The organism is Microbacterium lacus (genome assembly GCF_044794305.1).
GTDB classification, from domain to species: domain Bacteria; phylum Actinomycetota; class Actinomycetes; order Actinomycetales; family Microbacteriaceae; genus Microbacterium; species Microbacterium lacus_B.
Genome location: NZ_CP084996.1, coordinates 1,070,201 through 1,096,914 on the forward strand (window position 1 = coordinate 1,070,201; position 26,714 = coordinate 1,096,914).

A 26,714-nucleotide genomic window follows, 5' to 3' on the forward strand; every position below is an offset into this window, starting at 1 on the left:
GTCGATTCATCGGCGCCCGCTTCGTGCTTCAACCGGCGGTCAGCGAAAGTCCCGCGACCGGTGATCGACCCCGACCCGCAGGTCTTCGAACCTGTCGGCGAGCAAGTTGGTCACTCCTTCGACCGAGCGCTCCAGCACGCCCCGAACTATCAACGCCGGAGCATCGCGCACCACCCGCCGGTACTTGTTCCACACCCCGACCGAGCAGATCACGTTGACGAGGCCGTGTTCGTCTTCGAGGTTGATGAACGTGATTCCGGATGCTGTCGCCGGCCGTTGCCGGTGCGTCACAAGCCCCGCCACCTCGACTCGCCTGCCGGACTCGTGGCCGCGCAGGTCACCCGACGTGAGGACTCCGCGGGCGTCGAGCCCCGACCGATAGTGCGTCATCGGGTGATCGTCGGTCGAGACCCCGGTCGCCCAGAGATCAGCCGCCAGCACGTCGTAGCTCGTCTGGTCGGTGAACAGCGGCGGCTGCACCGATACGAGCGAGTCGGGCAGAAACTCGATGCGGTCTTGCGCGGCCGACCCCGCGAGCCAGATCGCCTCGCGCCGGCTGAGCCCGAGGCACTCGAAGGCGCCTGCGGTGGCGAGCGCCTCGATCTGGGTGGCGGTGACCCCCGTGCGGCGAACGAGATCGCGCAGGTCTGTGTAGTCGCCTTCGGCGTCGCGCGCGGCGACGATGCGTTCGGCGACGTTCTTGCCGATGCCTTTGACCGCGGCCAAGCCCATCCGCACGGCGAACGCCCCGTCCCGCCGGTGGGCGGCGGACTCGTCCGGCGCGGTGATGTCGAACTCGCCGACCGGCGGCTGGACCCGGTGGGTACACGTATCTAGACCCCCTGCCATAGCTCCTGCCACCGGCTCGAGCACGGCCTCGACCCCCGAGGCATGCAGGTCGGGCCTGCGCACCTCGACGCCGTGCCGGCGCGCGTCGGCCACGAGGGTCGCGGGCGAGTAGAACCCCATCGGCTGCGCGCGGAGGAGCCCTGCCAAAAACGCTCCCGGATAGTGCAGCTTGATCCACGACGACGCGTAGACGAGCAACCCGAACGACAGCGAGTGGCTCTCGGCGAAGCCGAAGTTCGCGAACGCCTGGATCTTGGCGTAGATCGCGTCGGCTTCGTCTCCCACGAGTCCGTTCGACTCCATGCCCGCATACAGCTTCTCGCGTAAAGAGTCGATCCGCTCGACCCCGCGCTTGGATCCCATCGCGCGGCGGAGCAGATCAGCATCCTCCCCCGTCAATCCCCCGACGGCCATGCCCATCTGCATGAGTTGCTCTTGAAAAATCGGGATGCCGAGGGTGCGCTTGAGCACCGACTCGAGCTTGGGGTGGGCATAGGTCACCGGCTCTTGCCCGAGCTTGCGCCGCACGAACGGGTGCACCGCCCCACCCTGTATCGGCCCCGGCCGGATCAGCGCGATCTCGACCACGAGATCGTAGAAGGTACGCGGCTGAAGCCTGGGCAAGAGCCCCATCTGCGCGCGGGACTCGACCTGAAAAACCCCGATCGAATCGGCCCGGCACAGCATGTCGTACACAGCCTTCTCTTCTTTGGGCAGGGTCGACAGCTCCCAGTCATCACCGGTCGAGGCGCGAATCATGTCGAAGCAGTACTGCAGGGCCGCCAGCATGCCGAGCCCCAGCAGGTCGAACTTGACCAACCCCATCCAGGCGGCGTCGTCTTTGTCCCACTGAATCACCGTGCGATTCGGCATGCGTGCGTGCTCGATCGGCACGACCTCGCCCACGGGCCGGTCGGTCAGCACCATTCCGCCCGAGTGAATCCCCAGGTGTCGCGGAGCCTTCAGCAGCTCCGACGCGAACTCGATCACCTGGTCGGGAATGTCGTGACCCGCGCTCGTGTCGAGTGAGGCTCCCCACCCCTCGACCTGCTTCGACCACGCATCTTGCTGACCGGGCGAGTGCCCCAGCGCCTTCGCCATATCGCGCACGGCATTCTTGGGGCGGTACTGGATGACGTTCGCCACCTGCGCCGCACGCTCGCGCCCGTAGGTCGCGTACACCCACTGGATCACCTCTTCACGGCGATCCGAATCGAAATCGACATCGATGTCGGGCTCTTCATCGCGCAGCGACGACAGAAAGCGCTCGAACGGCAGCTCGTAGGCGATCGCGTCGACCGCGGTGATGTCGAGCAGGTAGCAGATGGCGCTGTTGGCTGCAGAGCCACGCCCTTGGCACAGGATGCCTCGGCGCCGAGCCTCTTGCACAATGCCGTGGACGATCAGAAAGTAGCCGGGAAAGTCCTTCAGCTCGATCACTCCGAGCTCTTTCTCGATCCGCACCCGATTGGCCTCGGTGAGATCGGGATACTTGCGCGGCACCGCCTCCCACACCAGGTGCCGCAGCCACGACATCGGCGTGTGTCCGGGCGGAACCTTCTGTTTCGGCAGCGCAGGCTTGACTCTGCGCAGCGGAAAGGCGAGTTCGTCGGCGAGCGGCACCGTGCGGTACACCGCCTCGGGATACCTCGCGAACCGCTCGGCCATCTCGGCTCCCGACCGCAGGTGCGCGCCCGCGTGGGCGGGGAGCCACCCGTCGAGTTCATCGAGCCCGCGGTTCGCCCGCACGGCGGCGACGGCCGCGGCGAGCAACTGCTTCTGCGGCGCGGCATAGTGCACGTTGTTCGTCGCGAGTAGCGGTAACCCGCGCTCGCGCGCGAGCCCGGCGAGCACGTCGTTGTCGCGCGAATCGCGCGGATTGCCGTGGTCGATCAGCTCGACGTGCACGGCGTCGCGGCCGAAGAGGTGGATGAGCCGGTCGAGCTCTGCGCCCGCCGCGTTCGCACCCGCGATGCCTTTGGCCGAGGCGAGGGCGCGGCGGACGGCACCCTTGCGGCATCCGGTCAAGACAGCCACGTTTCCCGAGAGCTGAGCCGACAACTCGTCAAGGTCGTAGACGGGTTTTCCTTTTTCTTGACCCTGCAGCTGCGCGTGCGTGAGCGCTCCGGCCAGGCGGTGGTAGCCCTCTTCGCCCCGCGCGAGCACGAGCAGGTGCGCACCGGCCGGGTCCGCTTCGCCGTTCTGAGGCTTCGGCAGTTCGAGCGACAGCTCTGCCCCGAACACGGTCTTGAGTTCGAGAGATTCGGATGCCTCGGCAAACCGCACGATTCCGTAGAACCCGTCGTGGTCGGTGATCGCCAGGGCATGCAGCCCCAGGCGTTCGGCCTCTTCGGCGAGCTCTTCGGGTGACGACGCCCCGTCCAGAAACGAGTACGACGAGTGCGCGTGCAGCTCGGCGTACGGCACGGGGTCGGCGGGCCGCTCGATCGGGACGGGAACGTACGGGCCGCGCTTGCGCGACCACGCCGGGCTGTCGCCTCCGTCGGCGCCGGCCGGGGGTCCGCCCGGGCGCCTGCGGTCGCTGAGCACCCGCTCCATCTCCGACCAGGGCACGGACGGGTTATCGAAGCCCATCAGCCGTACCGCCCCTCAGTCATATCATGCTCAGTCATATCGCCCCTCGACCAACCACGAACCGGCCTCGCACACGAGCAGCCACGCCTGACCCTCGGCATCGACCACCTGAAACCGGTGTGCGCGGCGCGAGCGCGCAGCATCCCACCCCCGCTCGATCACCGGCCACGGACCCGCCCACTCTTCGATCGCGCGTGTGCGCCCATCCTCGGTGAACTGCGCCGGCACGGCCGAGACGGCTCCGCGCTCATCGACATCGACGGCGTAGCCGCCGAGCGAGAGCACCTCGACCGGCGGAGGCTCGGAGTACACCACCGACGGCAACGGGTCGGGCAGACTGCCGGGCCACGGCCGCGCGCGCTCTTTCGCCAACACCGCACGGTCGCCCCACGGCACGAGCACCTGGCGTTCGGCGAGCCACCGACCTCCGCCGATCGCCGGGGTGAGCACTCCGCGATGCCCGAGCATCGCCTGCACCCGCGACAGGGCATGGTGCACGCGCTCTTCGGGTCCGGATCCGAAAATCGCGGGGCGATGGTGGGATGCTGCATCCACCGCCTCGGGCGAAATCCGCACGAGCGTCACCCCGCTCTTCAGCGGTGCTTTCTCACGCCCCCCGCCTCCGGGCTCCCCGGAATCCTCACCGAGCTGCCAGCGCACGCGATCGACCACGGCCGCCGCATCGAAAGACGCCGGATGCAGCCACACCCGCTCACTCTGCTCACCGCGATCACCCACCAGCTGTACCCGCAGTTCGGTGCAGACCAGGTCCCTCGCCCCGAGCCCGTCGATGAACTCTTCGGCCGCCACGCGCATCGCGAACGCGACCTGGTCGGCGATCTCGAGCGGAGGCTCGAACGCCACTTCACGGTGCAGTTCGGGTGGGGGCGTGCGCGGCTGCACGGGCCTGGAGTCGAGACCTCCGGCGAGGGAATGCAGACGGATGCCGCGCCCCCCGAACCTCTCACGCACCCGCTCTTCGGGCATCGCGGCAAACGCCCCAAGTGTCTGGACTCCGAGGCGCGCGAGCAGTCCGACCAGGTCGGCTGAGCTGTTGGCTGGTGATTTGGTCTGTGTGCTGGTTTGCGGGACACCGAGGGATGCAGCATCCAATACCGCCACCGACAGCGGAGCGAGAAAGCCGGCCGCACCGCCCGCAGGCACGGTGAACACCGGATCGCCCGGGCTCGCCCCGGCCTTGGCGGCCTGCTCGGCCGTGAAGGGTCCGTCGGCGATGCCCGCGCGCACGTCGGTGAGTCCGATCTCGCGCAGCGACGCGAGCAACGCCCGCGCGGCTTCGATCTCGCCCCCGTAGTAGCGGGCGGGTCCGCGAGCGCGCAGGGCACACAGCCCCGGCCGCACGAGCTGGACGCCCGGCGCCAGCGCTTCGATGCGCGAAACCACGGGCGAAAACACCCGTTGATCGCGCGACACATCGGCCGCGACCACTTTCAGGCCCGGCGCGCGCGCCTGCGCGTCTCGTCGGCGCTGGCCTCTGCGGACCCCGCTCGCGCGCGCCGCCGCCGAGCAGGCCACCACCGCGCCCTTGTCGATGACGGCGATGGTGCGGGACTCATCGAGAGCCGTACCTCTCGTAAGCGCAGTAATCGGCCAATCCGGAAACCACAGCACGAGACTGCGAGTTGGTGCTTGTGTCGACGTCACGCCGCTCACCCCGTCCTGGCCAGTGGTGTCAGCTCGGCGCGCTCGAGCGGTGCGGGTGCCTGGGTAGCGGGCGCCACTCCGCCCCCGGCGGCGGGAAGCAGGACCCGCCCGCGGTGCGGCACCGGCCAGCGCCTGCTCGACGAGGTGATCGTCACGGCGCGTTCGGCGAGATAGCCGTGGCCCCTCCCCAGCCCCGACCACTGCGGGTCATCGACCTCGAGGATCGCCTCGGCCTGCGGCCAGGGTCCTTGGACGAGCAGCACGGCCCCCCGTTCGCGCAACCGACCCGCCAGGCGGGCGATCTCACCATCGGGAGCGCGGCCCGTCGGGCGCACGGCGACGACGGTCAGCACGTCGGCGATCGTCGCGGTCACAGCGAGCCACCGCGGCCCCGGCTCGGGAATCAGCACGAGCCGCGAAAGATCGACCCCCATTGCCTCGGCCGCTTCGGCGCCGAGCTGAGGCATCCCCACCACACCACACCACGAACCCGTCTGCGACGCCTCGGCCATCAGCGCCAGAAGAAGTGCCGACGACATCGGGAGCGAGTAGGCACTCCCGGGGCGCAGTCCCCCACCGGGAAGAAGCTCGCTGAGCGCAGGCGATACCGGCAGTACCGGAGCATCGAGTCGGCGGCCCTGCATACGATCGAGTTGTGCGCGCAGGCGCGACACCTCGGCCTCGGGGGTTCGGTCGGGGGTTCGGTCACTGAACGCACGAGCGCGTGAGGCCGTCAGCGCCACGAGAACCCCCTCTCGATGTAGAACTAATGTTCTATTAGAACATCGTGTGTGCCCACTGTAAACCGGTGTCCCGACATCGCGAGTACCCTGTTTTTCTAAGAAAAGTCGTCGAAAACCCTTCCGCGTGTCGAAACCCTGTGCTAATCTGATCGTAGATCGCGCTCGTAGTGTCTTAGTGCGGCTTCCTCGTCATCGACGCTTCGGAGAGCCCATGAGCATGCACGATCAGACCCCCGGGTCCTGGCCGACGCTCGATGCGCTCGTGACCGAGATGGTCAACACTCGCAAGGCGATCGCCGCGTTGCAGGCGCGCGAATCGCAGCTCCTTGCCGAGGCGGTCGACGTGGCCCTCACTCGTACCGCAATCCTGCGCGGCGAGGGGCGCCGCGCAGGTGCCGACCTGCCGATGCGTGAGGTATCCGCAGAACTCGGTGCGGCCATGCGTCTCAGCGATCGCGCCGTGCAGACGCGAATGGGCGACGCCGCGATGCTCACCGTCCGGTTCACCGCAACCCTCGCCGCCTGGACCGAGGGACGCATTGATGCCGGCCATGTGAGCGCGATCCTCGACGCCGGGTCAGCGATCGAGAACGACGAGGCCCGCGCGCAGTTCGAGAAGCTCACCCTCGATATCGCCGAGCGTGAGACACCCGCCCGTACGAAGGCTCACGCCCGCGCGGTCGCCGCGCAGCTCGACCCCGAAGCCGCCGCACGCAGGGCGCGCCGCGCAATCGATGTTCGCGGGATCCGCGTCGTGGACCTCGACGACAACATGTCGCGGCTGCTCGCCGACCTTCCGACGACACTCGCCCACGCGATCGGCGACCGACTGACGCAGATGGGCCGCGACGTTCGCGGCGCGGAGTTGGCGGCGGCTGCCTCGGCAGAAGGCTCCGACGACTTCGAGACGATCGATTCCGCAGAGAACTCAGAGCCCATGACCAAGGACCCTCACCCGGAGGACTCCGATTCCGACGATTCGCAGAGATGCCTGACGACAGAGCCCTCCGCAGACGCTCCGCACCCGGGGGTCCGCACGCTCGACCAGGTAAGGGCCGACGTCTTCGCCGACTTGCTGCTCGCGGGCGCACCGTCGGCGCACGGCGACGGAGATGCACTCGGGGCGATCACTGCGCACGTACAGATCACGGTGCCTGCGCTGAGCCTCATGGGCCACGACGCAGGGCCAGCACTGCTGGCCGGATCCGGTCCGATCGACATTGAGACCGCGAAGCGTCTCGCCGCCGACGCTCCGGGATGGGACCGCGTGCTGACCGATCCACACTGCGGCGGCGTCCTCGCCGTCGACCGCTACCGACCGACCGCCGAACTCCGCCGCTTCCTCGCCGCGCGCGACGAACACTGCCGCTTTCCCGGGTGTCGCCGACCGGCGCGACGCACCGAGATCGATCACACATGGGATGCAGCAAAGGGCGGCGAAACCTCCGAGCGCAACCTGGCGCACTTCTGCACGAGACATCACACCCTCAAACATGCCACCGCCTGGACGGTCAAACGCGTCGGCCCCGGAGTCCTCGAGTGGAAGAGCTCGACCGGTAGACGTTACGAAGATCGACCACCCGCCGTGGTCAGATTCGTCCCGACCGACTGGCTCGAACGCGTTGCCGCACTCCCCGAGCATCCGCCGTTCTGAGTAAGCGCGCGTCAGCCGACGAGCGACTCCGTGGTCGCGATCTTCGCGAACCCGCCCGCCTGAAGATCCAGAGCGGTCGTCGCCATGAGCTCGTCGGCCGTGCGCGTGACGGTGCCGAGGCCCGCAACATCCGCCGTCAGATCAAACGTGCGGGTCGCATCGAGCGCGACCGTGACGGCGTAGCCGAGATTGCCCGCCATGCGCGCCGTCGTCTCGACGCACATATTGGTCTGGATGCCACAGACCACCAGTTCGCTGATACCCCGCGAGCCCAACCAGGCGTGCAGATCGACGTCTCCGTAGAACGCCGAGTTCACGTTCTTACGGACGAACAAGGCCGGATCGACTGCCGCGACGGCGTCGACCAGAGCATTTCCGGGGTTGTCGGGATGCAGCGGCGACCGCGCAGAGGTCGAGTCATGGCGGACGACCACAATCGGCTCGCCCGAGGCCGTCCACGCTTCGATGAGCGCCGCGACATTCTTCTCGCACGCCGGGTTCGTCGATGCACCCCAGAAGTCGAAGTCGTCGAAGGCGCGTTGCATGTCGATCACGATGAGGGTGCGGGTCATGCCCCCATCACATCACGGCACGGTGGGCACGGCCACGGTGGAGACGGTCACGGCACGACGGTTGTCGGACATGTTCGCTGGCACCTTCGCCCGGCGCTTTACCGACAATCCGGGCGCGAGCGCGCCGAGCGCCACCCCAACGAGGACCAACGCGAGACCCGCACCCTGCGCGATCCCGAAGGCTTCACCCGCCAGGGCGACGCCGAGAACGACGCCGGTCACGGGATTGAGGAGTCCCACGATGCCGACAGTCGTGGGCTGCAACCGTCGAAGCCCGGCGAACCACGCGACGTAGGCGACGGCCGTGGCGATCAGTGTGACGTAGGTGAAGCCCCACGCCGCCGCGGGAGTGAGCGCAGGCGGCGCACCCTCGAAGATCACGGCGATCGGCACGAGGACGAGTGATCCACCCAACAACTGCCACGCGGTCATAGGCAGGGCAGGCACATCTCCTCCCCAGCGCACCGTCAAGACGAAGCCGATCGACGATGCCACCATTGCGCCGAGGGATGCTGCGACCCCCCACCCATCGATGGCCCCGGCACCTCCGCCCAGCATGAGCACGACCCCGATGATGCCGATGCCGGCTCCGCCCGCCGCGGCCAGCGTCGGGCGCTGGCGTAGGAGAGCCCACGCGAACAGCATCATGCATGCCGCGGACGTCGACATCAGCGTTGCAGCGAGGCCGGACGGCAACCGCTGACCGGCGACGTAGATGAGCACGAAGAAGCCACCGACGTTCAGGATGCCGAGCACCAGGGAGCGCCACCACCAGGACCCCGTCGGCAACCGCCTGGCGATCAGCAGGACGATGAGGCCGGCCGGCAGGGCGCGCAGTACTCCGCCCCACAGCGGAGCGTCGGCCGGCAGGAGGTTGCGCGTCACGACATACGTACTCCCCCACGCGATCGGCGCGATGGCCGTGATGAGGATCCAGAACCAACGCTTATCTTCCATGGAAGATACTTTACCTTCCCCGGAAGATATAGTCGAATCATGGCTGAGAATCCTCCTCTCGACAGAGTCGCCGAGATCCAAGAGGCATGGCGACGCGAACGCCCCGACCTCGACCCCTCGCCGCAAGGGGTGATCGGGCGACTGCATCGCGTCGCGCTCGAACTGACCGACCGACTCGTCGCCGTCTACGGACAGTTCGGGCTCACTGAGGGCGAGTTCGACGTACTGGCGACACTCCGCCGCGCGGGCGCGCCATACGAACGAGCTGCGGGCGAGCTCGCCGACCACACACTGGTGACAACGGGTGGGCTGACCAAACGCGTCGACCGCCTCGAAGCCCGGCGGCTCGTCGAACGTCGGGCTGAGGCATCCGACGCCCGACGCCGAATCGTGCGCCTCACACCTGACGGTCTCGACCTCATCGACCGCGCGTTCACCGCCCACCTGGCGAATGAGCACGCACTACTCGACGAACTCGGAGCAGACGACACCGACGCCCTCGAGCGCGTACTCACGCGCTGGCTCGCAATCCTCGATCCGCGCTGAGCCTCCGCGAACAGAACTAAGCCGCAAGCGCGAGATACGGCTCCCACCGCGGGTCGGCCCGTTCGGTGCCCCGCACGGTCCACTGGCCGCCGCGCGGAGGCTGCGGCACAACCCGCAGATCCCAGTTCATCTCGAGCGGCGTGCGATCGCCCTTGACGTTGTTGCACCGCAAACAACACGCGACCAGGTTCTCCCACGAGTCCGCTCCCCCGCGCGAGCGCGGAAGGATGTGATCGATCGTGGATGCTGCCTTGCCGCAGTATCCGCACCGGTGCGCGTCGCGCCGCAGCACACCGCGTCTAGTGACCGGGATTCTGCGTGCGCCAGGTACGCGCACGTACCGGCGGAGCAGAATCACCGCGGGTCTCTCATACGATCCACGCGCGGCCCACACGGGTTCGCCCTCGACCAGTTCTATGACGGTCGCCTTCTCATTCATCACCAGTACGAGCGCTCTCTTGAACGACACGATGGCGAGCGGTTCGTACCCCGCGTTGAGCACTAGTGTGCGCACTTCTCATCCTCTCGAACGGGCCGGGACGGCTTCTCGGTTGTTCGGTACTGCAGTCACTCAGTGACGGTGAGAGGGTTTCAGGGCATGAAAAAAGCGCTGTCCAGTTACAGACAGCGCTTGGGCGCCGCGGACGAGCCGCAGCATCCGTTCACTCGATGCCGGAGCACAAGCAGACCTAGCGCATCCATGGTTCGGATGCGAGGAATTGTGCCCATTGGCGCCCCTCCGCTTCTCTCAGCGTCGAGTCTCAGGCTAACGCACGGTCAGCGAAGGAGGGTCAATCGAGGGACGGGCGTGTCAGCACGCGACCTCCGAAGAGGTGCGTCAGCCGGCGTTGGCCTGGAGCCAGGCCCACGGGTCGGCGACCGAACCGTTGATGTGCACCTCGAAGTGCAGGTGGTTGGCCGTCGAGCTACCGGTGCTGCCGACGAAGCCGATCAACTGACCGGCGGCGACCGACTGACCCGAGGCGACCTGACGACTGCCGTAGATCATGTGACCATAGAGCGTGTTCACGCGCTGACCGGCGATGACGTGGTCGATGGTGATCGCCACGCCGTACCCGCCGTAACTTTCTTGCGAGACGCGAACGACTCCCGCTGCAGCAGCGTAGAGCGGCGTGCCACCCGCGGCGAGAAGATCGACGCCCTGGTGATAGCCCGAGTCCCAGAGCCCGCGACCCTTGGTGAAGTTCAGAATCGGCCAGCGCACTTCGCCGCTACCGGGCGAGACCATCATCACGTTCTGGGGGATGGATGCTGAGGACGACGACGAGCTGGTGCGGGCACGAGCGACGGCCGCAGCGGCTGCTGCTTCAGCCGCGGCCTTGGCTGCTTCTTCAGCCTTCTTGGTGGCGATCTCTTCGGGAGTGGTCGCGGAGTAGCTGTCGCGCGTAAGTGTGGTCGCGGTCGCGTCGGAGGCTGCGACGAAGGTCTGGGCGTCGTCCGCAGCAACCTGCTGGAGAGTAAGCGTCTCGTCGGGCGAGCGGAATGCGCCATAGGCGGGGAGCGCGACGGTGGCAACGAGGCCACCGACCATGGCGATGATGGCAAGGCTGCGCATCGGACGAGGCTTCGAGCTCAGACGGCGGGGCGTGGCCTTGCGAGGAGCCGCAACGGGCGCAGCAACAGCCGTCGATCGACGGGCCGCGGAGCGGCGGGTGCGTGTGCGGGTCGTGGTGCTCGTCGCGTCACCCTGGGGCTCGATCGCGGTCGAATCGGTCTCTTCAGCCAAGCTTGTCCTCCTGCGCCTCTGCGCCGAGGCGCCTGGCTCGTCAGCAATCGATGTCGGGGCACGATATGCGGGCTTAACCGCGCGGACGACGAGCCGGGGAGGCAATCCGAGCGGAGTCCTACGGCGGGCTTCTCGCCTACGGACTCCTCCACGCTACCCGACGGTAACGAATCTGTCACGTTTGCCGCCCTGGCAAACGCCTGGATGTTACCGGTGGTCGTCGACCAAGAAGATGTGCGAGGCGACCTCGACCGGCAGCTCGAGCGCCTCGTCGTTGCCGTCCATCTGCACGAGGACGTAGCCCTCGCTGTAGCGGAAATCGCCGCTACGACCGGGCAGAACGCCGGCGCTCATGAACTGCTGCAGCAGCTCGGGGTCGACCTGCGCGGGCTCGGCGAGACGACGAATCGTGCCCGTGATGGGCTCGCCCGCGAGGTTCATACGGGTGACCAATCCCACGACGCCCTGGTCGAATCCGCCGCTCAGCGCGTCGCCGAGTTGGTCGAGTCCCGGGATCGGGTTGCCATAGGGCGATTCGGTCGGATGCCCCAGCAGCTCGATCAGGCGACGCTCGACCTGCTCGCTCATGACGTGTTCCCACCGGCACGCCTCTTCGTGCACGTAGGCCCAGTCCAGGCCGATCACATCAGAGAGGAGTCGCTCCGCGAGGCGGTGCTTGCGCATCACGTCGACGGCCTTCTGCCGGCCCGAGTCAGTGAGTTCGAGCGTGCGATCGTCAGAGACAACGACGAGTCCGTCTCGCTCCATACGGCCGACGGTCTGCGACACGGTCGGACCCGAGTGACCGAGGCGCTCAGAGATACGCGCGCGCAACGGCTGAATCCGCTCCTCCTCGAGTTCGAGGATCGTGCGGAGGTACATCTCGGTGGTGTCGATCAGATCGGTCATGAGGCCCTCGTCCAGCAGAAGTCGATGTAAGGACACCCTATCTAGCCGCACGACGTCACACGCCGAGGTCCGCTCGCGGCGAAACCCTAGAATCGACCCATGTCTTACGTCGTCCTTCCCCGCGAAATCCTGCCCGCCGACGGTCGCTTCGGCTGCGGCCCGTCCAAGGTGCGCAACGAGCAGCTCGATGCTCTGAGCGGTCCGGGGCGCGTGCTGCTCGGCACATCGCACCGGCAGGCGCCGGTGAAGAACCTCGTAGGGCGCGTGCGCTCGCAGCTGAGCGACCTCTTCCGGGCCCCCACGGGCTACGAAATCATCGTCGGCAACGGCGGATCGACGGCGTTTTGGGATGCTGCGGCCTTCGGTCTCATAGAACGCCGTGCGCAGAACCTCGTGTTCGGTGAGTTCGGCTCGAAGTTCGCCGGAGCCGCCAAGGCTCCCTGGCTCGAGGCGCCCGACGTCCGCGAGGTTACCGCAGGAACCCGCACCGCGGCCGAGCCCGTCGAGGGCGTCGACGTATACGCATGGCCGCACAACGAGACCTCGACCGGTGTCACGGCTCCGGTGAAGCGCGTCCACGGCGACGAAGGCGCCCTTACGGTCATCGACGCCACGAGCGCCGCCGGCGGCATCGACTTCTCGGCCAGCGAAGCGGACGTCTACTACTTCGCTCCCCAGAAGAACCTCGGCTCGGACGGCGGACTGTGGTTCGCCCTGGTCTCGCCGGCAGCGATCGAGCGGATCGAACGGATCGCAGCATCCGGCCGCTACATTCCTGAGTTTCTCAGCCTCAAGAACGCGCTCGACAATTCACGTCTCAACCAGACGCTGAACACTCCGGCGCTGACCACTCTCTACCTTCTCGAGAACCAACTCGAGTGGATCACCTCGCACGGCGGGCTGCAGTGGGCCGACGCCCGCACGCGCGAGTCGTCGGGCGCGCTGTACGAGTGGGCCGAGGCATCTCCCGTCGCGACCCCGTTCGTCACCAACCCGGCAGAACGCTCGCCCGTTGTGGTGACGATCGATTTTGATGAGTCTGTGGATGCTGCGGCCATCGCCGCGAGCCTCCGCTCGAACGGCATCGTCGACACCGAGCCGTACCGCAAGCTCGGGCGCAACCAGCTGCGCGTCGCGACCTTCGTCTCGATCGAGCCCGACGACGTGCGCCAGCTCATCCGCAGCATCGACTACACGCTCGAGCGGCTCTAACGCGCGAGATGCGTTGACTGGCGAGGTCTAGTTGACGGGCGAGGTCTAGTTGTCTTCGTCGTCGGAGTCGTCGTCGTCGGAGTCGTCGTCGGGGTCGGACTCTTCGTCGTCGTCATCGTCATCGTCATCATCGGAGTCGTCGTCGTCCGAGTCTTCGTCGTCCGAGGCCTCGTCCGATTCGTCATCGTCGTCGGACTCCTCATCGTCCGAATCTCCGTCGTCCGAGTCGGCGAGGTCGTCCGCGAGTTCGTCGATGTCGACACCATCGACATCGCCGGCGTGCAGAATCGGCGAACCGTCCTGGTCGAAGTCCGAAGCATCCAGATCGTCGACGTCATCAAGTTCGTCGTCGTCTTCTTCTTCGTCGCCCGACTCTTCGACATCTTCGCCGGCGAGCGCGGCAGCGGCCGCCTGCGCCGCGTGATAGTCCGCGAGACGTTCCGCCCACGGCAACCAGTCCGGAGCGAGAAGCGCGCCGTCACCGGGGAGCAACTCGACTTCGAGCACGGTGGGTTCGACACCCTCGACGTGGGCAAGGCTCACGGTCCAGTACCAGCCCGGGTAGCCACCCAGGCGGTTTTCGAACCGCAGAGAGACGACGCCGTCCGCCTCGACCCGGTAGTCTGCGGGCGCGCCGATCGTGGCACTCGGCGTGATTTCACGTAGCGCAGAGAGGGCGAGATCGTGTGAGGCGATCAGCACCGGGTCCGGGGACGCGGAAGAGTCGGACTGCGCGTCCGAGTCAGACTGCTCAGGCGTCGAGGTCATCCGCAACCTTGCGCAGCACAGCTGCGATCTTCTTCGCGTGCGACGCACTGGGGTATCGACCGTGACGGAAGTCGCCGCCGATGCCGTCGAGCAGCGTGACGAGATCTTCGACGATGACCGCCATGTCGTCGGCGGACTTGCGCGAACGCTTCGCGAGGCTGACGGGGGCTTCGAGAACCCGTACCGACAGAGCCTGCGGGCCCTTCTTGCCATCGGCGAGGCCGAACTCGAGGCGCGCGCCTGCCTTCAGTGCTTCGGTGCCGGCGGGGAGCGCCGTGGCGTGCAAGAAGACGTCCTGGCCGTCATCGCTGGCGATGAAGCCGAACCCCTTCTCCTCGTCGTAGAACCTGACCTTGCCGGTGGGCATGGAAACCTCGCTGTGTGACTGCGCCGCTCGCTGCGTGAGCTGCGTGGCGGCATGGCGGAACAGAGGATGGAACGATCCCCTTTCTCCCAGCCTACGGCACCACCGGTGCCGGGGTAGGCTGGGGCGGATGAGCACGCAGACCCCCGGCGAAGACGTTCCGATCCGCCGAATCGACCGAATCCTGGCGTTCATGTCGCTGGGAATCGCGATCCTGTCCATCGTGTGCTTCTTCGCGATCATGATCGCCACCGGCAGCGGCATGGAACAGGCCGACTTCTCGCAGGGCATCTGGCCGATGGTCGCCGCGATCCCGCTCTTCGGTCTGCCGATCGCCTTCCTCATGATCCTGACGCTCCTCATCATGAGTTTCGTGCGGCGCAGCCGCGCCAATCGCGGGTCCTGAGTGGCGACCTCCGAGCGCGCCCTCGCCACGTGGCTTTCGAGCCGCGACGACGCTGCGCTCGCTGAGACCTTCGCTGCGCGAGCGGTCTCACCCACGGTCAACTGGCACGACTTCTTCGACGCTGCGGCCGCACTGCTGGATTCAGCATCCATCGACCGCGCGCTCGCGCGTCTTCCGCGACGCGCGCTCATCGAACTGGCCGACCCGGATGCTGCGGCCCCGAGCGCGATCGATGAGCGACTCGCTCTGCACGATGAGAACGGCCAGCCGTACGCGGCCGTGACGGCTCGCGTGCTCGAGGGCATCGCCGCGCACCCCGAGGCTTTCATGCAAGCACCGGCGCTCGCGGCGAACGGCGCTTCGCCCGTGGCCTCGCCCGGCCAGGAGGCGGCCGCGGCCGAACAGGCGTTCACCACCGCCGGCGCTCTCGCCGATGTGCTGCTGATGTGCGTGCACGCTCCGCTCACTCGCACGGGCACCGGCGCCGTCAGCGCCGTCGACCGCAAGCGGCTCGTGGAGACCGGCGCTGTGAACTCCGCCGAAGAGCTCGACGACCTCGTCGACTCCGCCGCCGGGGCTGGGCTGCTACGTTCTGCCGGGCGCGAGTGGCTCGTCACGCCCGCCGGCGACCACTGGCTCGAAGAGACCACGACGACGCGCTGGACCACGATCGTGCGTGGTCTTGTGAGCGCACTCCCCCGCGGTCTGCGCGCCGCGGACGGCACGATCTTCTCCCCGCAAGAATGGCCTGCGGCCTACCCGCTCGACCCGGACTGGACAGCGCGCGCCGAGCGGCTCGAGCGCATCGCGCACCGCTGGGGCTTCCTCTCCCCCGACGGCTCGATTCCCGCGTGGACGCGTCAGCTTCTTGCAGGCGCGATTCCGGATGCTGCAGCCCTCGCGAAGTACCTTCCGGCTGAGATCGACAAGGTCTACCTGCAGGCCGATCTCACCGCGATCGCTCCCGGCCCGCTGGCCCCCGCACTCGATCTCAGGTTGCGCGGCATCGCGCGTCGCGAGTCGCGCGCCCAAGCTTCGTCGTATCGCTTCACCGCAGAGTCCATCGGTGCCGGAATGACCGAGGGTGAGTCGGCCGCGTCGATCAAGGAGTTCCTCGCGGGGATCTCGCTGACCGGCTTGCCCCAACCGCTCGAGTACCTGATCGACAGCACTGCGGGCCGACACGGCCTCGTGCGCGTGCAGACCGACGAGGTATCTGGGCGCACGAAGGTCGTCAGCCTCGACCCTGCGGTCCGCGACGCGATCGCCGTCGACCAGGCTCTGCGCCCGCTCGGTCTCATTCGTGACGGCGAAGCCCTGAGCTCTCGTGTCACCCGCGATGCGGTCTACTGGTCGCTCGCCGACGCGCGCTATCCAGTGATCGCCCTCGACGCAGGCGGCGCACCCGAACCGCTGCACCGCCGCTCACCGGCGATCGCGTCCGAAGGGGCAGCCACCCCGGTCGATGTCTATGCGCGGGTGCTGCAGAACCTTCGCGCCACGCACGGCACCGACGGCGACGCCGCGTGGCTCGAGCGCGAACTCGATCAAGCGGTTCGCGGCAAGACGACAATCGTCGTCGGCGTCCGCCTTCCCGACGGCGGCGAGCGCAGCTTCACTCTCGAGGCGACCGGACTCGGCGGCGGCAGACTCCGCGGCCGCGACCGCGGGGCCGACATTGAGCGCACTCTCCCGCTCACGAGCATCACTAGCGTCCGCCCGGCGTAGTGTCTGTCGGCGTAGTGTCTGTCGGCGTAGTGTCTGTCGGTGCGACAGCGTCCGAGCTCATCGCTGTGACGCGTAGACTGGCACGTTATGGCTGACGGTCCCCTGATTGTGCAGAGCGACCGGACGGTGCTGCTCGAAGTAGCCCATCCGGACGCCGAAAGTGCTCGTCACGAGCTGGCGATCTTCGCCGAACTCGAGCGGGCTCCCGAGCACATCCACACCTACCGCGTGACACGACTCGGACTCTGGAACGCGCGCGCCGCAGGCCACGACGCCGATGACATGCTGCAGACCCTCGAGCGCTGGTCGCGCTTTCCCGTGCCACCGTCGGTGTCGATCGACATCCGCGAGACCGTGGGCAGGTATGGCCGCCTCGTCATCGAGCGCGACACGGTCGAGGGGTTCGGCGAGGGCACGTTGGTGTTGCGGTCGACGGATGCTGCGGTCCTTGCTGAAGTCTCGAAGAACAAGCGCATCCAGCCGCTGATCGTCGCGAACCCCGAGCCGGGCACGTTCGTCGTCGACGCGTGGGCCCGCGGACACATCAAGCAGGAGCTGCTGAAGATCGGCTGGCCGGCCGAGGACCGCGCCGGCTACACGCCGGGGACGCCGCATCCGATCGAACTCGATGAATCCGGCTGGACCCTCCGTCCGTACCAGCGCAAAGCCGTCGACATCTTCACCGAGGGCGGCTCTGGGGTCGTCGTCCTCCCCTGTGGCGCGGGCAAGACACTCGTCGGTGCCGCTGCGATGGCCGACACCAAGACGACCACGCTGATCCTCGTCACGAACACGGTCAGCGCGCGCCAGTGGCGCGACGAGCTGATCAAGCGCACGTCGCTCACTGCCGAAGAGATCGGCGAGTACTCGGGTCAGGTCAAAGAGATCAAGCCGATCACGATCGCGACCTACCAGATCCTCACGGCGAAGCGTTCGGGGCAGTACGCGCACCTCGCGTTGCTTGACGCGCTCGACTGGGGCCTCATCGTCTATGACGAGGTTCACCTGCTTCCTGCGCCGGTCTTCAAGCTCACCGCCGACCTGCAGGCACGCCGTCGCCTCGGCCTGACCGCGACGCTCGTGCGCGAGGACGGCCGCGAGGGCGACGTCTTCAGCCTCATCGGCCCCAAGCGTTTCGATGCCCCGTGGAAAGAGATCGAGGCCCAGGGCTTCATCTCTCCCGCGATCTGTTATGAGGTGCGCGTCGACCTTCCCGCTGGCGATCGACTCGAATATGCCGCAGCCGCCGATGATGAGCGGTATCGGTTGGCCGCGACCGCTCCGGCCAAGATCGGTGTGGTCCGCCGGCTCGTCGAGCGGCACAAGGGCGAGCGGATCCTCGTGATCGGGCAATACCTCGATCAGATCGACGTGCTCGCCGAAGCGCTGGACGCGCCGAAGATCACCGGCGCGACTCCGGTCGATGAGCGTGAGGTTCTCTACCAGGCGTTCCGTGAGGGCTCGATCGATCTGCTCGTGGTGTCGAAGGTCGCGAACTTCTCGATCGACCTACCCGAAGCATCCGTCGCCATTCAAGTGTCGGGGTCGTTCGGCTCGCGCCAAGAAGAAGCCCAGCGCCTCGGACGCCTGCTGCGCCCGAAAGAGTCCGGCAACACGGCGAGCTTCTACACGCTCATCGCCCGCGACACCGTCGACCAGGACTTCGCGCAGAATCGCCAGCGGTTCCTCGCCGAGCAGGGCTACGCGTACACGATCTTGGACGCCGACGCGATCGCTGCGTAGCTGAACCCCGCGACTAACCGACGCGGGCGAAGAAGTCCCGCGCGAGTGACAACACCTCTTCGGGATTGTCATCGGTCATGAAGTGCGCGGCACCATCAACCGACGCGATCTCAAAGTGATCTGCGTAGCGGGACGTGTCTCCCGAGTGTGAGCGGACGAACGATGCCGTCAGCGGCTCGTCCTTCTCGCTGAAGGCATACAGGCTGGGCACGCGCAGACGCTCTTTGCGGTACCTTCCGGTGGCGAGTGCCGGCACCTCGCCGCCGATGAGTCCCCGGTAGATCTCGCGGATCGCGTCCTCGATCGCGGGGTCACTCAGCGGACCGAGATAGGTAGCGACCGTCAGCGCCGGCATCGGTTTCGCGACGTACGGAGCCTCGAACAGGTACGCCAGCGACTGGCCCCGACGATGGAACCGCAACTTGGGGACGTGTTTCATCGCCGGCAGCATCCCCAGGGTCATGGGCATGAACGGGGGCGGCACCGACAGCACCACCATCGCGTGCACACGGTCGGGATGCGCGTAGGCGATGTGTGCGGCCGGGAGCGCCCCCATGTCGTGCGCGACGATCCGCACACGGTCGAGCTCCATCGCGTCCATGAGCGCGAGCAGATCGTCGCGCATCGAGAATCGCTCGATGCGCGACGTGGCCGCGCGAGTCCACCCCGATCCTCGCAGGTCGGGGCAGATCACGCGGTAGGTGTCAGCAAGACCTACGCCCACGGTTCGCCACTGCCACCAGTGCTGAGGAAAGCCGTGCAGCATGAGCACCGGCTCGCCGGCGCCGATCGTCGCCACATGTGTGCGTAGCCCCGGAGTGTCGATGAACTCATGCGAGAAGCCCGCGACGTCGGGCATCGGGGGCGCAGTGGTCGCAGCATCCGCCCAAGTCTTTTCGTCCATGCGCGACACAATACTACTTTCGTAGTGGCGTGTCACTACTTTCATAGTATCGGTTTCCGGCATAGTGTCGTCGCGTGAGCAGCACCCGCGCCCGCGCCCTGGAGGCCGCCCTTGAGCTCGTCGGCGAACAGGGCATCCGCGCCCTCACCCATGCCCGCGTAGACGAGCGCGCCGGTCTGCCGAAAGGGTCAACGTCGAACTGGTTCCGCACGCGCGACGCCCTCATCACCGGTGTCGTGACATGGATGGCCGAGAGTGAGCGCGAAGACTTCGCCCGCGCGGACCCTCCGGTCATCGAGACCCCAGAGCAGTTGATCGACGCTCTCAGCGGCATGGTCGCCAGCGAGACGGGACCCTTTGCCGCCCGCACCCGCGCGCGTTACGCCCTCTTTGTTGAGAGCGCGGGCAACCCGAACCTGCTGCAACCACTCTTAGATCAACGTGCGGTCTACGTCGAGTGGGCGACCGCGCTTCTCGCAGGCATCGGGGCGCATTCGCCGAGCGAAGCCGTGCGCACCCTCATGGCCGCCAGCGACGGCATCACGCTGCACCGCGTGACGATTGATCCGGATGCCCCGATCCGTCCGGTCATCGAACGCACCGTGCACGCCTGCCTGGACTGAACTCAGCCCGTGGTGAGCCGCAGCGTCCGATGGTGCCCCGACGTGCGGAACAGCCACTCGATCACGCCCACGTAGGCTGCGATCATCACGAACGACACGAAGAAGCTGATGAGTCCGGGCGAGCTGTCGTTCACATCGGCGAGCCCCGCGACCCCGAGCAGGAACGCCAAGAGGTTGTTGACGATGTGCAGCGCAATCGCGGCTTCAAGTCCTCCAGTGCGCCACGTCATCCATCCGGCAGCGATCGCGAAGATCGCGACGCTCGCCTGCCCGAGCGGGTCGTACGCGTGCCCCAGCACGAACAGCGGCACCGGAAGAAGAATGGCGAAGGCCGGATGCTTCAGCCAGCGCCCGATCGCTTGCTGCAGGTATCCGCGAAAGACGTACTCCTCGGCCGCGGCCTGAAACGGGACCACCAGCAAGATCACCGCGAGGGTGGCCCAGAACTGCGGATTCTCGGCGGGGCTGATGATCTCGCCTGTAGACCCCTCGAGGTCCGCGGGCAACAGCGCCGACACGCCCGTGACGACACCCGCCACGACGGTCGCCGCGGCCAAGCTCACCAGCATCCATCCCCAACGAGTGCGCCCCGCCGCTGACGAGATGAGCCCGACGCGCCGCCCATTGACGATCAGCGAGGCGAGCAGATAGGCGGGAAGCATCAGGGCGATCGATCCCAGCAACACCGCCAGCAGGAGCGGATCGGTCAGATCGAACCGCACCTCGACGTCGAATGTGGCGAGATCGGTGCCCGCGGCGATCGCGCCGACGATGAAGACGACCACGCCCACCATGAGCATCGTGATGTACAACGCGACGCCGAGGAGGCCCGCCAGGAGCGGAGTCCACCACGCCGAGCGACTGCGCGCGAAGATCAGACGGTGGAAGGCGAGGCCCGCCCCGAAGGCGTCTTCGGGGATTTTCGGCGGTCGAGCGGAAGTCATAAATCCATCATGGATGCCAATCACGCGCACGAATGTCCAGCAAGCACATCACCTACGGTGCCAATATGGGCCTATGACCGCACCGCGCATCCTTGTTGTCGACGACGAGCCGAACATCCGCGAACTTCTCATCACGAGTCTCAGGTTCGCCGGCTACCAGGTACGCGCCGTCTCCAACGGCGCCCAGACGATCTCGGCCGTCCTCGAAGAAGAGCCCGACCTGATCATCCTCGATGTGATGCTCCCCGACATGAACGGGTTCAGCGTCACCAAGCGCCTGCGGGGCGCCGGCTACACCGCACCGATCCTCTTCCTCACCGCCAAGGACGACACCGAAGACAAGATCGCCGGACTCAACGCCGGCGGCGATGATTACGTCACGAAGCCGTTCAGCCTCGACGAGATCGTCGCGCGCATCGCCGCGATCCTGCGCCGCACGATGCAGGCCGACGAAGAGTCCGTGATCCGCGCGGGCGAGCTCACGATGGACCAAGACACGCACGATGTGCTCGTCGGCGAGGTGTCGATCGACCTGAGCCCCACCGAGTTCAAGCTGCTCCGCTACCTGATGCTCAACCCCAACCGTGTGCTCAGCAAGGCGCAGATTCTCGACCACGTGTGGGAGTACGACTTCAACGGCGATGCCGGAATCGTCGAGAGTTACATCTCGTACCTCCGTCGCAAGATCGATCCGCACTCCACCGAAGCGCTCATTCAGACCAAGCGCGGCTTCGGGTACATGCTGAAGGCCGGCAAGACCGCCTGATCGACCGAGGGGAGCCGCCCTGGCTACCAAGACCGATGTGGTCACCCGGTGGTGGCGCGGCACCAGCCTGCGCGCCAAGGTCACCGGGGTCACTGTCGCGCTCTTGGTCATCGGGCTGTTCGCCGCCGGAATCGGTACGCTCGCTTTTCTGCGCAACACCCTGATCGCGAATCTCGATGCGCAGCTCGTCTCGCTTGCCCCGACCGACGTCGCCAGCGGTCTGATCCAGATCGACACCGACCAGGGTGCCGTCAGTTTCAGCCCAAGAGTGGATGCGCCCGACACCCAGTACTTCGTCGCTGTCTACGACTCTTTGGGCACCCTGCGAGGCACCGGAGGCGGCGATCGCGATCAGGCACCCGCGTTCCCCGATGTCTTCACTCTGCAGCAGACCGGCGAAAAGGGACTCACGCCTTTCTCGATTCCCAGCGAAGAAGGCACAGCGGTCTTTCACGCGAGCGTCGACACCTACACCATCGACGGCACGCCCGAACTCTTCACCCAGATGGTGGCCCTTCCGATAGCGCCGATCAATCAGGTCGTCGCCTCGTATGTGGCGATCTACTCGATCCTCGCCGTCCTCATCGTCGCCGCCGGCGCCGTCGCCACCCGCTACCTGGTGACGTTGACATTCCGCAGTCTCGGCCAAGTCGAATCGACCGCGGAAGCGATCGCAGCGGGCGATTTCAGCCTGCGCATGACCGACATCGAACCCACCACCACTGAGGTCGGCCGGCTCAAGACCGCGATCAACGCAATGCTGGGACGAGTGGATGCTGCGATCCGTCAGCGCGACGCGACCGTGGGGCAGATGCGGCGGTTCATCGGCGACGCCAGCCACGAACTGCGTACCCCACTCGTCACTGTTCGTGGATATGCCGAGCTGTACCGCATGGGCGCGATCGCCGACGACGAGAAGATCGCCCAGGCGATGGACCGCATCGAGAGCGAAGCCAAGCGCATGGGCCTCCTCGTCGAAGACCTCTTGGCACTCGCGCGCCTGGACGAGCGGCGTGATGTCGTGATCACCGCGGTCGACCTGAGACCCATCGCACGTGACGCCGCGTTCGACGTTCAGGCCACCTCGCCGCGTCGACCCGTCACCGTGATCGACACCACCTCGAGCGAGAGCGTCGCCGCGGGAACATCCCGAGCGCCAGAACCCGCCGGTACAACCCCACAAGGCAAGCAGCCGCCCCGCGGCAAGCAGCCGACCCCGGCGGCTCGAGCGGGCGCCCTATCGCTGTTGCGGCGTAGACCCAAGCCCGTGCCGGCATCGTCGGCTGCGGGCGTCGGCGAACCTCCCGTCGCGGACCCCGGACCCCCGAAGCCCTCGACCCTCGCCTCGGGAGTTGCCGCACCGATCGTGCTGGGGGACGAGAACCGCGTCCGCCAGGTCGTGACCAACCTGCTGGGCAACGCGCGCCGGTTCACCGCCGACGACTCCCCCATCGAGCTTCGTATCGGCAGCGACGTCGCGGCCCACCGGGGATGGATTGAGATCATCGACCACGGCGAGGGGGTGCCCGACCAGATCAAGGAGAAGATCTTCCAGCGATTCTGGCGCGCCGATACCTCACGCGCTCGTGAGACCGGCGGCACCGGCCTTGGCTTGTCGATCGTCGCGGCGATCGTCGATGCCCTGGGCGGGGAGGTCGGCGTCCTCGACACCCCCGGCGGCGGGGCCACCTTCCGGGTGTCCTTGCCACTCGCGCCTGCGACCGACGTGATCGCCGCCCTGCAGCAAGAGACGCAGCCGCTCACGCGCCTCGACCTCGGCACGAACTGACGGCGAAGCATCCGTTCCTGCACAGCGCGCGTCGTGCGCGCCTCCTCCCCAGAAGTCGCACGCGTCGACGGGGAGGAGTGCCCGCGCTTCTAGCGTTGAGGCACAACCTCACTCAAGGAGCCTCACATGGCCGTTTTCACCGTCGACAGCGACGCCGTCTTCACCGCGACCGCGCAGGTGCGCGCCACCGCCGACCGTCTGCAGGCAGAGAGCAGCGCGATGCTTGCGCAGCTCACCCACCTGCAGTCCGCGTGGACGGGCTCGGCCTCTGTCGCCTTTCAGGGCGTTCTTGACCGGTGGCGTCTCACCCAGCTGCAGGTCGAGCAGTCCCTCGCCGACATCAGTGGCGCGCTCGGTGTCGCCGGACGCCAGTACGCCGACACCGAGCAGGCAACGATGGGCCTGTTCCGCTGAGTATCTCTGACAACGACGGATGCCCCGGCCGAGGCCGGGGCATCCGTTTCGTCATTCGCGCGAGTGAGCGAGGACTTAGAAGTCCATGCCGCCCGACGGGTCGCCCATCGGAGCTGCAGCCTTCTCGGGCTTGTCCGCGACGACGGCCTCGGTGGTGAGGAACAGACCTGCGATCGACGCTGCGTTCTGCAGAGCCGAGCGGGTGACCTTCACCGGGTCGTTGATGCCGGCAGCGAGCATGTCGACGTACTCACCGGTCGCGGCGTTCAGGCCGTGACCCGAGGGGAGCTCGGAGACCTTGTTCGCGACAACACCGGGCTCGAGGCCCGCGTTGAGGGCGATCTGCTTGAGCGGAGCCTCGATCGCGACACGCACGATGTTGGCACCGGTCGCCTCGTCACCGGACAGCTCGAGGGTCTCAAAGACCTTCTTCCCGGCCTGGATGAGTGCAACGCCGCCACCGGCGATGATGCCCTCTTCGACGGCAGCCTTCGCGTTGCGAACGGCGTCCTCGATGCGGTGCTTGCGCTCCTTGAGTTCGACCTCGGTTGCTGCTCCGGCCTTGATGACGGCAACGCCACCGGCGAGCTTGGCCAGGCGCTCCTGGAGCTTCTCGCGGTCGTAGTCGCTGTCGGTGTTCTCGATCTCGCGGCGGATCTGCGTGACGCGACCCTCGAGCAGTGCGCTGTCGCCGGCGCCCTCGATGATCGTGGTCTCGTCCTTGGTGATGATGACCTTGCGGGCACGACCGAGAAGGTCAAGCGTCGCGTTCTCGAGCTTGAGACCGACCTCTTCGGTGATGACCTGACCACCGGTGAGGATCGCGATGTCCTGCAGCTGCGCCTTGCGACGGTCGCCGAAGCCGGGAGCCTTGACGGCAGCCGACTTGAAGATGCCGCGGATCTTGTTGAGCACGAGAGTCGCAAGCGCCTCGCCCTCGACGTCCTCAGCGATGATGACGAGCTCTTTGCCGTCCTGGATCACCTTGTCGACGATCGGCAGAAGGTCCTTGATGTTGGAGATCTTCTGGTTGGCGATCAGGATGTACGCGTCCTCGAACACGGCCTCCTGGCGCTCGGGGTCGGTGACGAAATAGGGGTTGATGAAACCCTTGTCGAAGCGCATACCCTCGGTGAGCTCGAGCTCGGTACCGAACGTCTGCGACTCCTCGACGGTGACGACGCCTTCCTTGCCGACCTTGTCGATGGCCTCGGCGATCAGTGCGCCGATCTCGGGGTCGCCGGCAGAAATCGATGCGGTGGCAGCGATCTCTTCCTTGGTCTCGACCTCTTTGGCGTCTTCGAGAAGCTGCGCCGTGATGGCCGCAACGGCCTTCTCGATGCCCTTCTTGAGCGAGATGGGGTCGGCGCCGGCTGCGACGTTGCGCAGACCTTCGCGAACGAGCGCCTGAGCGAGAACGGTCGCGGTGGTCGTACCGTCACCCGCGACGTCGTCAGTCTTCTTGGCGACCTCCTTGACGAGCTCGGCGCCGATCTTCTCGAACGGGTCGTCGAGTTCGATCTCTTTGGCGATCGAGACGCCGTCGTTCGTGATCGTGGGGGCGCCCCACTTCTTCTCGAGCACGACGTTGCGACCGCGGGGGCCGAGCGTCACCTTGACGGCGTCGGCGAGAATGTTGAGGCCGCGCTCGAGGCCACGACGTGCCTCTTCGTCGAAAGCAATGATCTTTGCCATGTGTGGTTCGTCCCTCCCGGACGTTGAGTATGGGGTTAGCACTCAGTGTTGCCGAGTGCTAATGCCATTCTGGCACTCGGCCTATGCGAGTGCAAGCCGCGGGGGGAGGATGTGACGGATGCTGGCGGGCAACGGTTCACCACACGCATGAAGGGGATGCCTCTGGGCATCCCCTTCATCACCGCGTCCGCGGTGTGCGCGCGTCAGACGACGCGGACGGCTTCGGCCTGCGGGCCTTTCTGGCCGGTACCGACGGTGAACTCCACGGCCTGCCCCTCTTCGAGGACGCGGAAACCGGTCATGTCGATGTTCGAATAGTGCACGAACACGTCCTGTCCATCGGCGACGGTGATGAAGCCGAAGCCTTTCTCAGCGTTGAACCATTTGACGGTGCCTTGTGCCATGCGAGTCTCCCGAAGTGCCTTGTGTCTTCGCCATCGTAGGCACGAGCGGGGGCCAAAATCATGCCGTCAACCCACTGTTGACGTGCGTGCATCGAAGTATTTACCGGCTCGAAACACTCGGGCGGCAGAACCCCTCCGCAGGGCTCATTCGGTCGGGGAAGGACTCGGGTTCGCCGTGCGATCGAGCCCGATCACGATCGTCAACTGCTTGCCGGTGGCATCCGCAGGCTGGTAGACCTCGCTCTGCTCGATCTCCGCCCCCCCGATGACGCCGGCAAGGCCGGCAGCGGCAGCCTCGTCGGCGTCGGCGAGGTAGTAGATCGTCGTGGTGACGAAATCGTCTGAACCGGCTTCGCCCGCCGTAACGGTGTCGAACGCCCACCCGGCCTGCACGACGACGTCCTTGAGCTGAGTCGCGAGCCCCGGTTCCGGCGTCGCATTGAGGATGAGCACGTTGTACGAGGTGTCGATCACGGGCGTGACGACGGGCGCGGGAGTGCTCGACGGGGTGGGAGCCGGGAACAGCTCGACTCTGCCCGAGATCAGGAGCGTGCCGAAGATGCCGATCGTGATCAGGGCGATGGTTGCCAGAGCTGACCAGAGCAACACGATTCCGCGACGCATCCGCGGGTTCTCGGCGCGGTGTGCACCAACACGCCCGCTCTCAGCGGGAAGGTCGTCGAACCGGTCCCGGGGGAAGCTGGTTTTCGACACCTC

25 protein-coding genes are annotated in these 26,714 nt (G+C 66.8%); 10 read left to right on the plus strand and 15 right to left on the minus strand.

From position 1 onward, the window contains the following. Window positions 1-39: 39 nt before the first annotated feature. Genes LG299_RS05275 through LG299_RS05285 form a run of 3 tightly spaced genes read right to left on the minus strand, consistent with a single transcriptional unit; the run spans window position 40 to window position 5,753 of the window. Window positions 40-3,444, minus strand: coding sequence for an error-prone DNA polymerase (locus LG299_RS05275; RefSeq protein WP_404433914.1), 3,405 nt, complete (start codon window positions 3,442-3,444; stop codon window positions 40-42). Window positions 3,445-3,474: 30 nt separating this feature from the next. Continuing rightward, window positions 3,475-5,118: a DNA polymerase Y family protein gene (locus tag LG299_RS05280; RefSeq protein ID WP_404433915.1), complete on the minus strand. Its 1,644-nt coding sequence runs from the start codon at window positions 5,116-5,118 to the stop codon at window positions 3,475-3,477. Next, window positions 5,115-5,753, minus strand: a complete 639-nt coding sequence (locus tag LG299_RS05285) for a hypothetical protein (protein WP_404434811.1) — start codon at window positions 5,751-5,753, stop codon at window positions 5,115-5,117. Before LG299_RS05285 ends, LG299_RS05280 begins: the two co-directional genes overlap by 4 nt. Window positions 5,754-6,063: 310 nt before the next feature. On the opposite strand from LG299_RS05285, the gene LG299_RS05290 reads away from it, so the two are divergent. Beyond that, a complete protein-coding gene (locus LG299_RS05290) occupies window positions 6,064-7,506 on the plus strand; it encodes a DUF222 domain-containing protein (protein ID WP_404433916.1) in 1,443 nt (480 codons plus the stop codon). Between the two features lie 11 nt (window positions 7,507-7,517). Here LG299_RS05290 and LG299_RS05295 read toward each other — a convergent pair whose 3' ends face one another. Together LG299_RS05295 and LG299_RS05300 are read right to left on the minus strand one after the other, a co-directional pair. Beyond that, entirely contained in the window at window positions 7,518-8,078 is a 561-nt protein-coding gene (locus tag LG299_RS05295; RefSeq protein WP_404433917.1) for a cysteine hydrolase family protein, read from the minus strand. A gap of 12 nt (window positions 8,079-8,090) precedes the next feature. Beyond that, the gene (locus LG299_RS05300) at window positions 8,091-9,035 is read right to left on the minus strand and encodes a DMT family transporter (protein WP_404433918.1); all 945 of its coding nucleotides are present in this window, start codon (window positions 9,033-9,035) and stop codon (window positions 8,091-8,093) included. Between the two features lie 39 nt (window positions 9,036-9,074). Here LG299_RS05300 and LG299_RS05305 point away from each other — a divergent pair, with 39 nt between their 5' ends. Beyond that, window positions 9,075-9,581 carry a MarR family winged helix-turn-helix transcriptional regulator gene (locus tag LG299_RS05305; protein ID WP_404433919.1) on the plus strand — a complete coding sequence of 169 codons (507 nt, stop codon included), beginning with the start codon at window positions 9,075-9,077 and terminating at the stop codon, window positions 9,579-9,581. 16 nt (window positions 9,582-9,597) lie between these two features. Here LG299_RS05305 and LG299_RS05310 read toward each other — a convergent pair whose 3' ends face one another. The 3 genes from LG299_RS05310 to LG299_RS05320 all read right to left on the minus strand — a co-directional run bounded on the left by LG299_RS05310 (window position 9,598) and on the right by LG299_RS05320 (window position 12,237). Continuing rightward, on the minus strand, window positions 9,598-10,095 hold the full coding sequence (locus LG299_RS05310; RefSeq protein ID WP_404433920.1) for an HNH endonuclease: 498 nt from the start codon (window positions 10,093-10,095) through the stop codon (window positions 9,598-9,600). 324 nt (window positions 10,096-10,419) lie between these two features. Continuing rightward, a complete protein-coding gene (locus tag LG299_RS05315; protein ID WP_404433921.1) occupies window positions 10,420-11,328 on the minus strand; it encodes a M23 family metallopeptidase in 909 nt (302 codons plus the stop codon). A gap of 207 nt (window positions 11,329-11,535) precedes the next feature. Then, window positions 11,536-12,237: a metal-dependent transcriptional regulator gene (locus LG299_RS05320; RefSeq protein WP_404433922.1), complete on the minus strand. Its 702-nt coding sequence runs from the start codon at window positions 12,235-12,237 to the stop codon at window positions 11,536-11,538. Between the two features lie 99 nt (window positions 12,238-12,336). Here LG299_RS05320 and serC point away from each other — a divergent pair, with 99 nt between their 5' ends. Then, window positions 12,337-13,449: a phosphoserine transaminase gene (gene serC, locus LG299_RS05325; protein WP_404433923.1), complete on the plus strand. Its 1,113-nt coding sequence runs from the start codon at window positions 12,337-12,339 to the stop codon at window positions 13,447-13,449. Window positions 13,450-13,494: 45 nt separating this feature from the next. Here serC and LG299_RS05330 read toward each other — a convergent pair whose 3' ends face one another. Next, window positions 13,495-14,217 (minus strand): DUF3027 domain-containing protein, encoded by a 723-nt coding sequence (locus tag LG299_RS05330; RefSeq protein WP_404433924.1) that lies wholly within the window; start codon window positions 14,215-14,217, stop codon window positions 13,495-13,497. Continuing rightward, complete coding sequence (locus LG299_RS05335; protein WP_404433925.1) at window positions 14,201-14,584, minus strand: cold-shock protein; 384 nt, start codon at window positions 14,582-14,584, stop codon at window positions 14,201-14,203. Before LG299_RS05335 ends, LG299_RS05330 begins: the two co-directional genes overlap by 17 nt. Window positions 14,585-14,711: 127 nt before the next feature. Between LG299_RS05335 and LG299_RS05340 the strand changes: the two genes are divergently transcribed. The 3 genes from LG299_RS05340 to LG299_RS05350 all read left to right on the plus strand — a co-directional run bounded on the left by LG299_RS05340 (window position 14,712) and on the right by LG299_RS05350 (window position 18,458). Further along, window positions 14,712-14,987 (plus strand): multidrug ABC transporter ATPase, encoded by a 276-nt coding sequence (locus tag LG299_RS05340; protein WP_404433926.1) that lies wholly within the window; start codon window positions 14,712-14,714, stop codon window positions 14,985-14,987. After that, window positions 14,988-16,715, plus strand: coding sequence for a helicase-associated domain-containing protein (locus tag LG299_RS05345; protein ID WP_404433927.1), 1,728 nt, complete (start codon window positions 14,988-14,990; stop codon window positions 16,713-16,715). Window positions 16,716-16,802: 87 nt separating this feature from the next. After that, window positions 16,803-18,458 (plus strand): DNA repair helicase XPB, encoded by a 1,656-nt coding sequence (locus LG299_RS05350; RefSeq protein WP_404433928.1) that lies wholly within the window; start codon window positions 16,803-16,805, stop codon window positions 18,456-18,458. A gap of 13 nt (window positions 18,459-18,471) precedes the next feature. On the opposite strand, the gene LG299_RS05355 is transcribed toward LG299_RS05350, so the two are convergent. Further along, on the minus strand, window positions 18,472-19,362 hold the full coding sequence (locus LG299_RS05355; RefSeq protein ID WP_404433929.1) for an alpha/beta fold hydrolase: 891 nt from the start codon (window positions 19,360-19,362) through the stop codon (window positions 18,472-18,474). Between the two features lie 74 nt (window positions 19,363-19,436). Here LG299_RS05355 and LG299_RS05360 point away from each other — a divergent pair, with 74 nt between their 5' ends. Then, window positions 19,437-19,985 (plus strand): TetR/AcrR family transcriptional regulator, encoded by a 549-nt coding sequence (locus LG299_RS05360; protein WP_404433930.1) that lies wholly within the window; start codon window positions 19,437-19,439, stop codon window positions 19,983-19,985. Window positions 19,986-19,987: 2 nt separating this feature from the next. Here LG299_RS05360 and LG299_RS05365 read toward each other — a convergent pair whose 3' ends face one another. Then, window positions 19,988-20,929, minus strand: a complete 942-nt coding sequence (locus LG299_RS05365) for a lysostaphin resistance A-like protein (RefSeq protein WP_404433931.1) — start codon at window positions 20,927-20,929, stop codon at window positions 19,988-19,990. A 73-nt stretch (window positions 20,930-21,002) separates the two neighbouring features. Between LG299_RS05365 and LG299_RS05370 the strand changes: the two genes are divergently transcribed. The 3 genes from LG299_RS05370 (at window position 21,003) to LG299_RS05380 (ending at window position 23,898) form a co-directional block, all read left to right on the plus strand. After that, a complete protein-coding gene (locus LG299_RS05370; protein WP_404433932.1) occupies window positions 21,003-21,695 on the plus strand; it encodes a response regulator transcription factor in 693 nt (230 codons plus the stop codon). Between the two features lie 37 nt (window positions 21,696-21,732). Continuing rightward, window positions 21,733-23,484, plus strand: a complete 1,752-nt coding sequence (locus LG299_RS05375) for an ATP-binding protein (protein ID WP_404433933.1) — start codon at window positions 21,733-21,735, stop codon at window positions 23,482-23,484. A gap of 126 nt (window positions 23,485-23,610) precedes the next feature. After that, on the plus strand, window positions 23,611-23,898 hold the full coding sequence (locus LG299_RS05380; protein WP_404433934.1) for a WXG100 family type VII secretion target: 288 nt from the start codon (window positions 23,611-23,613) through the stop codon (window positions 23,896-23,898). A 75-nt stretch (window positions 23,899-23,973) separates the two neighbouring features. Here the strand turns inward: LG299_RS05380 and groL are convergent, their stop codons facing one another. The 3 genes from groL to LG299_RS05395 all read right to left on the minus strand — a co-directional run bounded on the left by groL (window position 23,974) and on the right by LG299_RS05395 (window position 26,711). After that, entirely contained in the window at window positions 23,974-25,593 is a 1,620-nt protein-coding gene (gene groL, locus LG299_RS05385) for a chaperonin GroEL (protein ID WP_404433935.1), read from the minus strand. A 203-nt stretch (window positions 25,594-25,796) separates the two neighbouring features. Beyond that, window positions 25,797-25,997 (minus strand): cold-shock protein, encoded by a 201-nt coding sequence (locus LG299_RS05390; protein WP_404433936.1) that lies wholly within the window; start codon window positions 25,995-25,997, stop codon window positions 25,797-25,799. A 144-nt stretch (window positions 25,998-26,141) separates the two neighbouring features. After that, on the minus strand, window positions 26,142-26,711 hold the full coding sequence (locus LG299_RS05395) for a LytR C-terminal domain-containing protein (RefSeq protein WP_404433937.1): 570 nt from the start codon (window positions 26,709-26,711) through the stop codon (window positions 26,142-26,144). Between the last annotated feature and the right edge of the window lie 3 nt (window positions 26,712-26,714).

Coding starts and splice junctions, on each gene's coding strand:
- LG299_RS05275 (WP_404433914.1), bottom strand. CDS start 3,444: ATGGGCTTCGATAACCCGTCCGTGCCCTGGTCGGAGATGGAGCGGGTG.
- LG299_RS05285 (WP_404434811.1), bottom strand. CDS start 5,753: ATGCAGGGCCGCCGACTCGATGCTCCGGTACTGCCGGTATCGCCTGCG.
- LG299_RS05290 (WP_404433916.1), top strand. CDS start 6,064: ATGAGCATGCACGATCAGACCCCCGGGTCCTGGCCGACGCTCGATGCG.
- LG299_RS05295 (WP_404433917.1), bottom strand. CDS start 8,078: ATGACCCGCACCCTCATCGTGATCGACATGCAACGCGCCTTCGACGAC.
- LG299_RS05300 (WP_404433918.1), bottom strand. CDS start 9,035: ATGGAAGATAAGCGTTGGTTCTGGATCCTCATCACGGCCATCGCGCCG.
- LG299_RS05305 (WP_404433919.1), top strand. CDS start 9,075: ATGGCTGAGAATCCTCCTCTCGACAGAGTCGCCGAGATCCAAGAGGCA.
- LG299_RS05320 (WP_404433922.1), bottom strand. CDS start 12,237: ATGACCGATCTGATCGACACCACCGAGATGTACCTCCGCACGATCCTC.
- serC (WP_404433923.1), top strand. CDS start 12,337: ATGTCTTACGTCGTCCTTCCCCGCGAAATCCTGCCCGCCGACGGTCGC.
- LG299_RS05330 (WP_404433924.1), bottom strand. CDS start 14,217: ATGACCTCGACGCCTGAGCAGTCTGACTCGGACGCGCAGTCCGACTCT.
- LG299_RS05335 (WP_404433925.1), bottom strand. CDS start 14,584: ATGCCCACCGGCAAGGTCAGGTTCTACGACGAGGAGAAGGGGTTCGGC.
- LG299_RS05340 (WP_404433926.1), top strand. CDS start 14,712: ATGAGCACGCAGACCCCCGGCGAAGACGTTCCGATCCGCCGAATCGAC.
- LG299_RS05350 (WP_404433928.1), top strand. CDS start 16,803: ATGGCTGACGGTCCCCTGATTGTGCAGAGCGACCGGACGGTGCTGCTC.
- LG299_RS05355 (WP_404433929.1), bottom strand. CDS start 19,362: ATGGACGAAAAGACTTGGGCGGATGCTGCGACCACTGCGCCCCCGATG.
- LG299_RS05365 (WP_404433931.1), bottom strand. CDS start 20,929: ATGACTTCCGCTCGACCGCCGAAAATCCCCGAAGACGCCTTCGGGGCG.
- LG299_RS05370 (WP_404433932.1), top strand. CDS start 21,003: ATGACCGCACCGCGCATCCTTGTTGTCGACGACGAGCCGAACATCCGC.
- LG299_RS05380 (WP_404433934.1), top strand. CDS start 23,611: ATGGCCGTTTTCACCGTCGACAGCGACGCCGTCTTCACCGCGACCGCG.
- groL (WP_404433935.1), bottom strand. CDS start 25,593: ATGGCAAAGATCATTGCTTTCGACGAAGAGGCACGTCGTGGCCTCGAG.
- LG299_RS05390 (WP_404433936.1), bottom strand. CDS start 25,997: ATGGCACAAGGCACCGTCAAATGGTTCAACGCTGAGAAAGGCTTCGGC.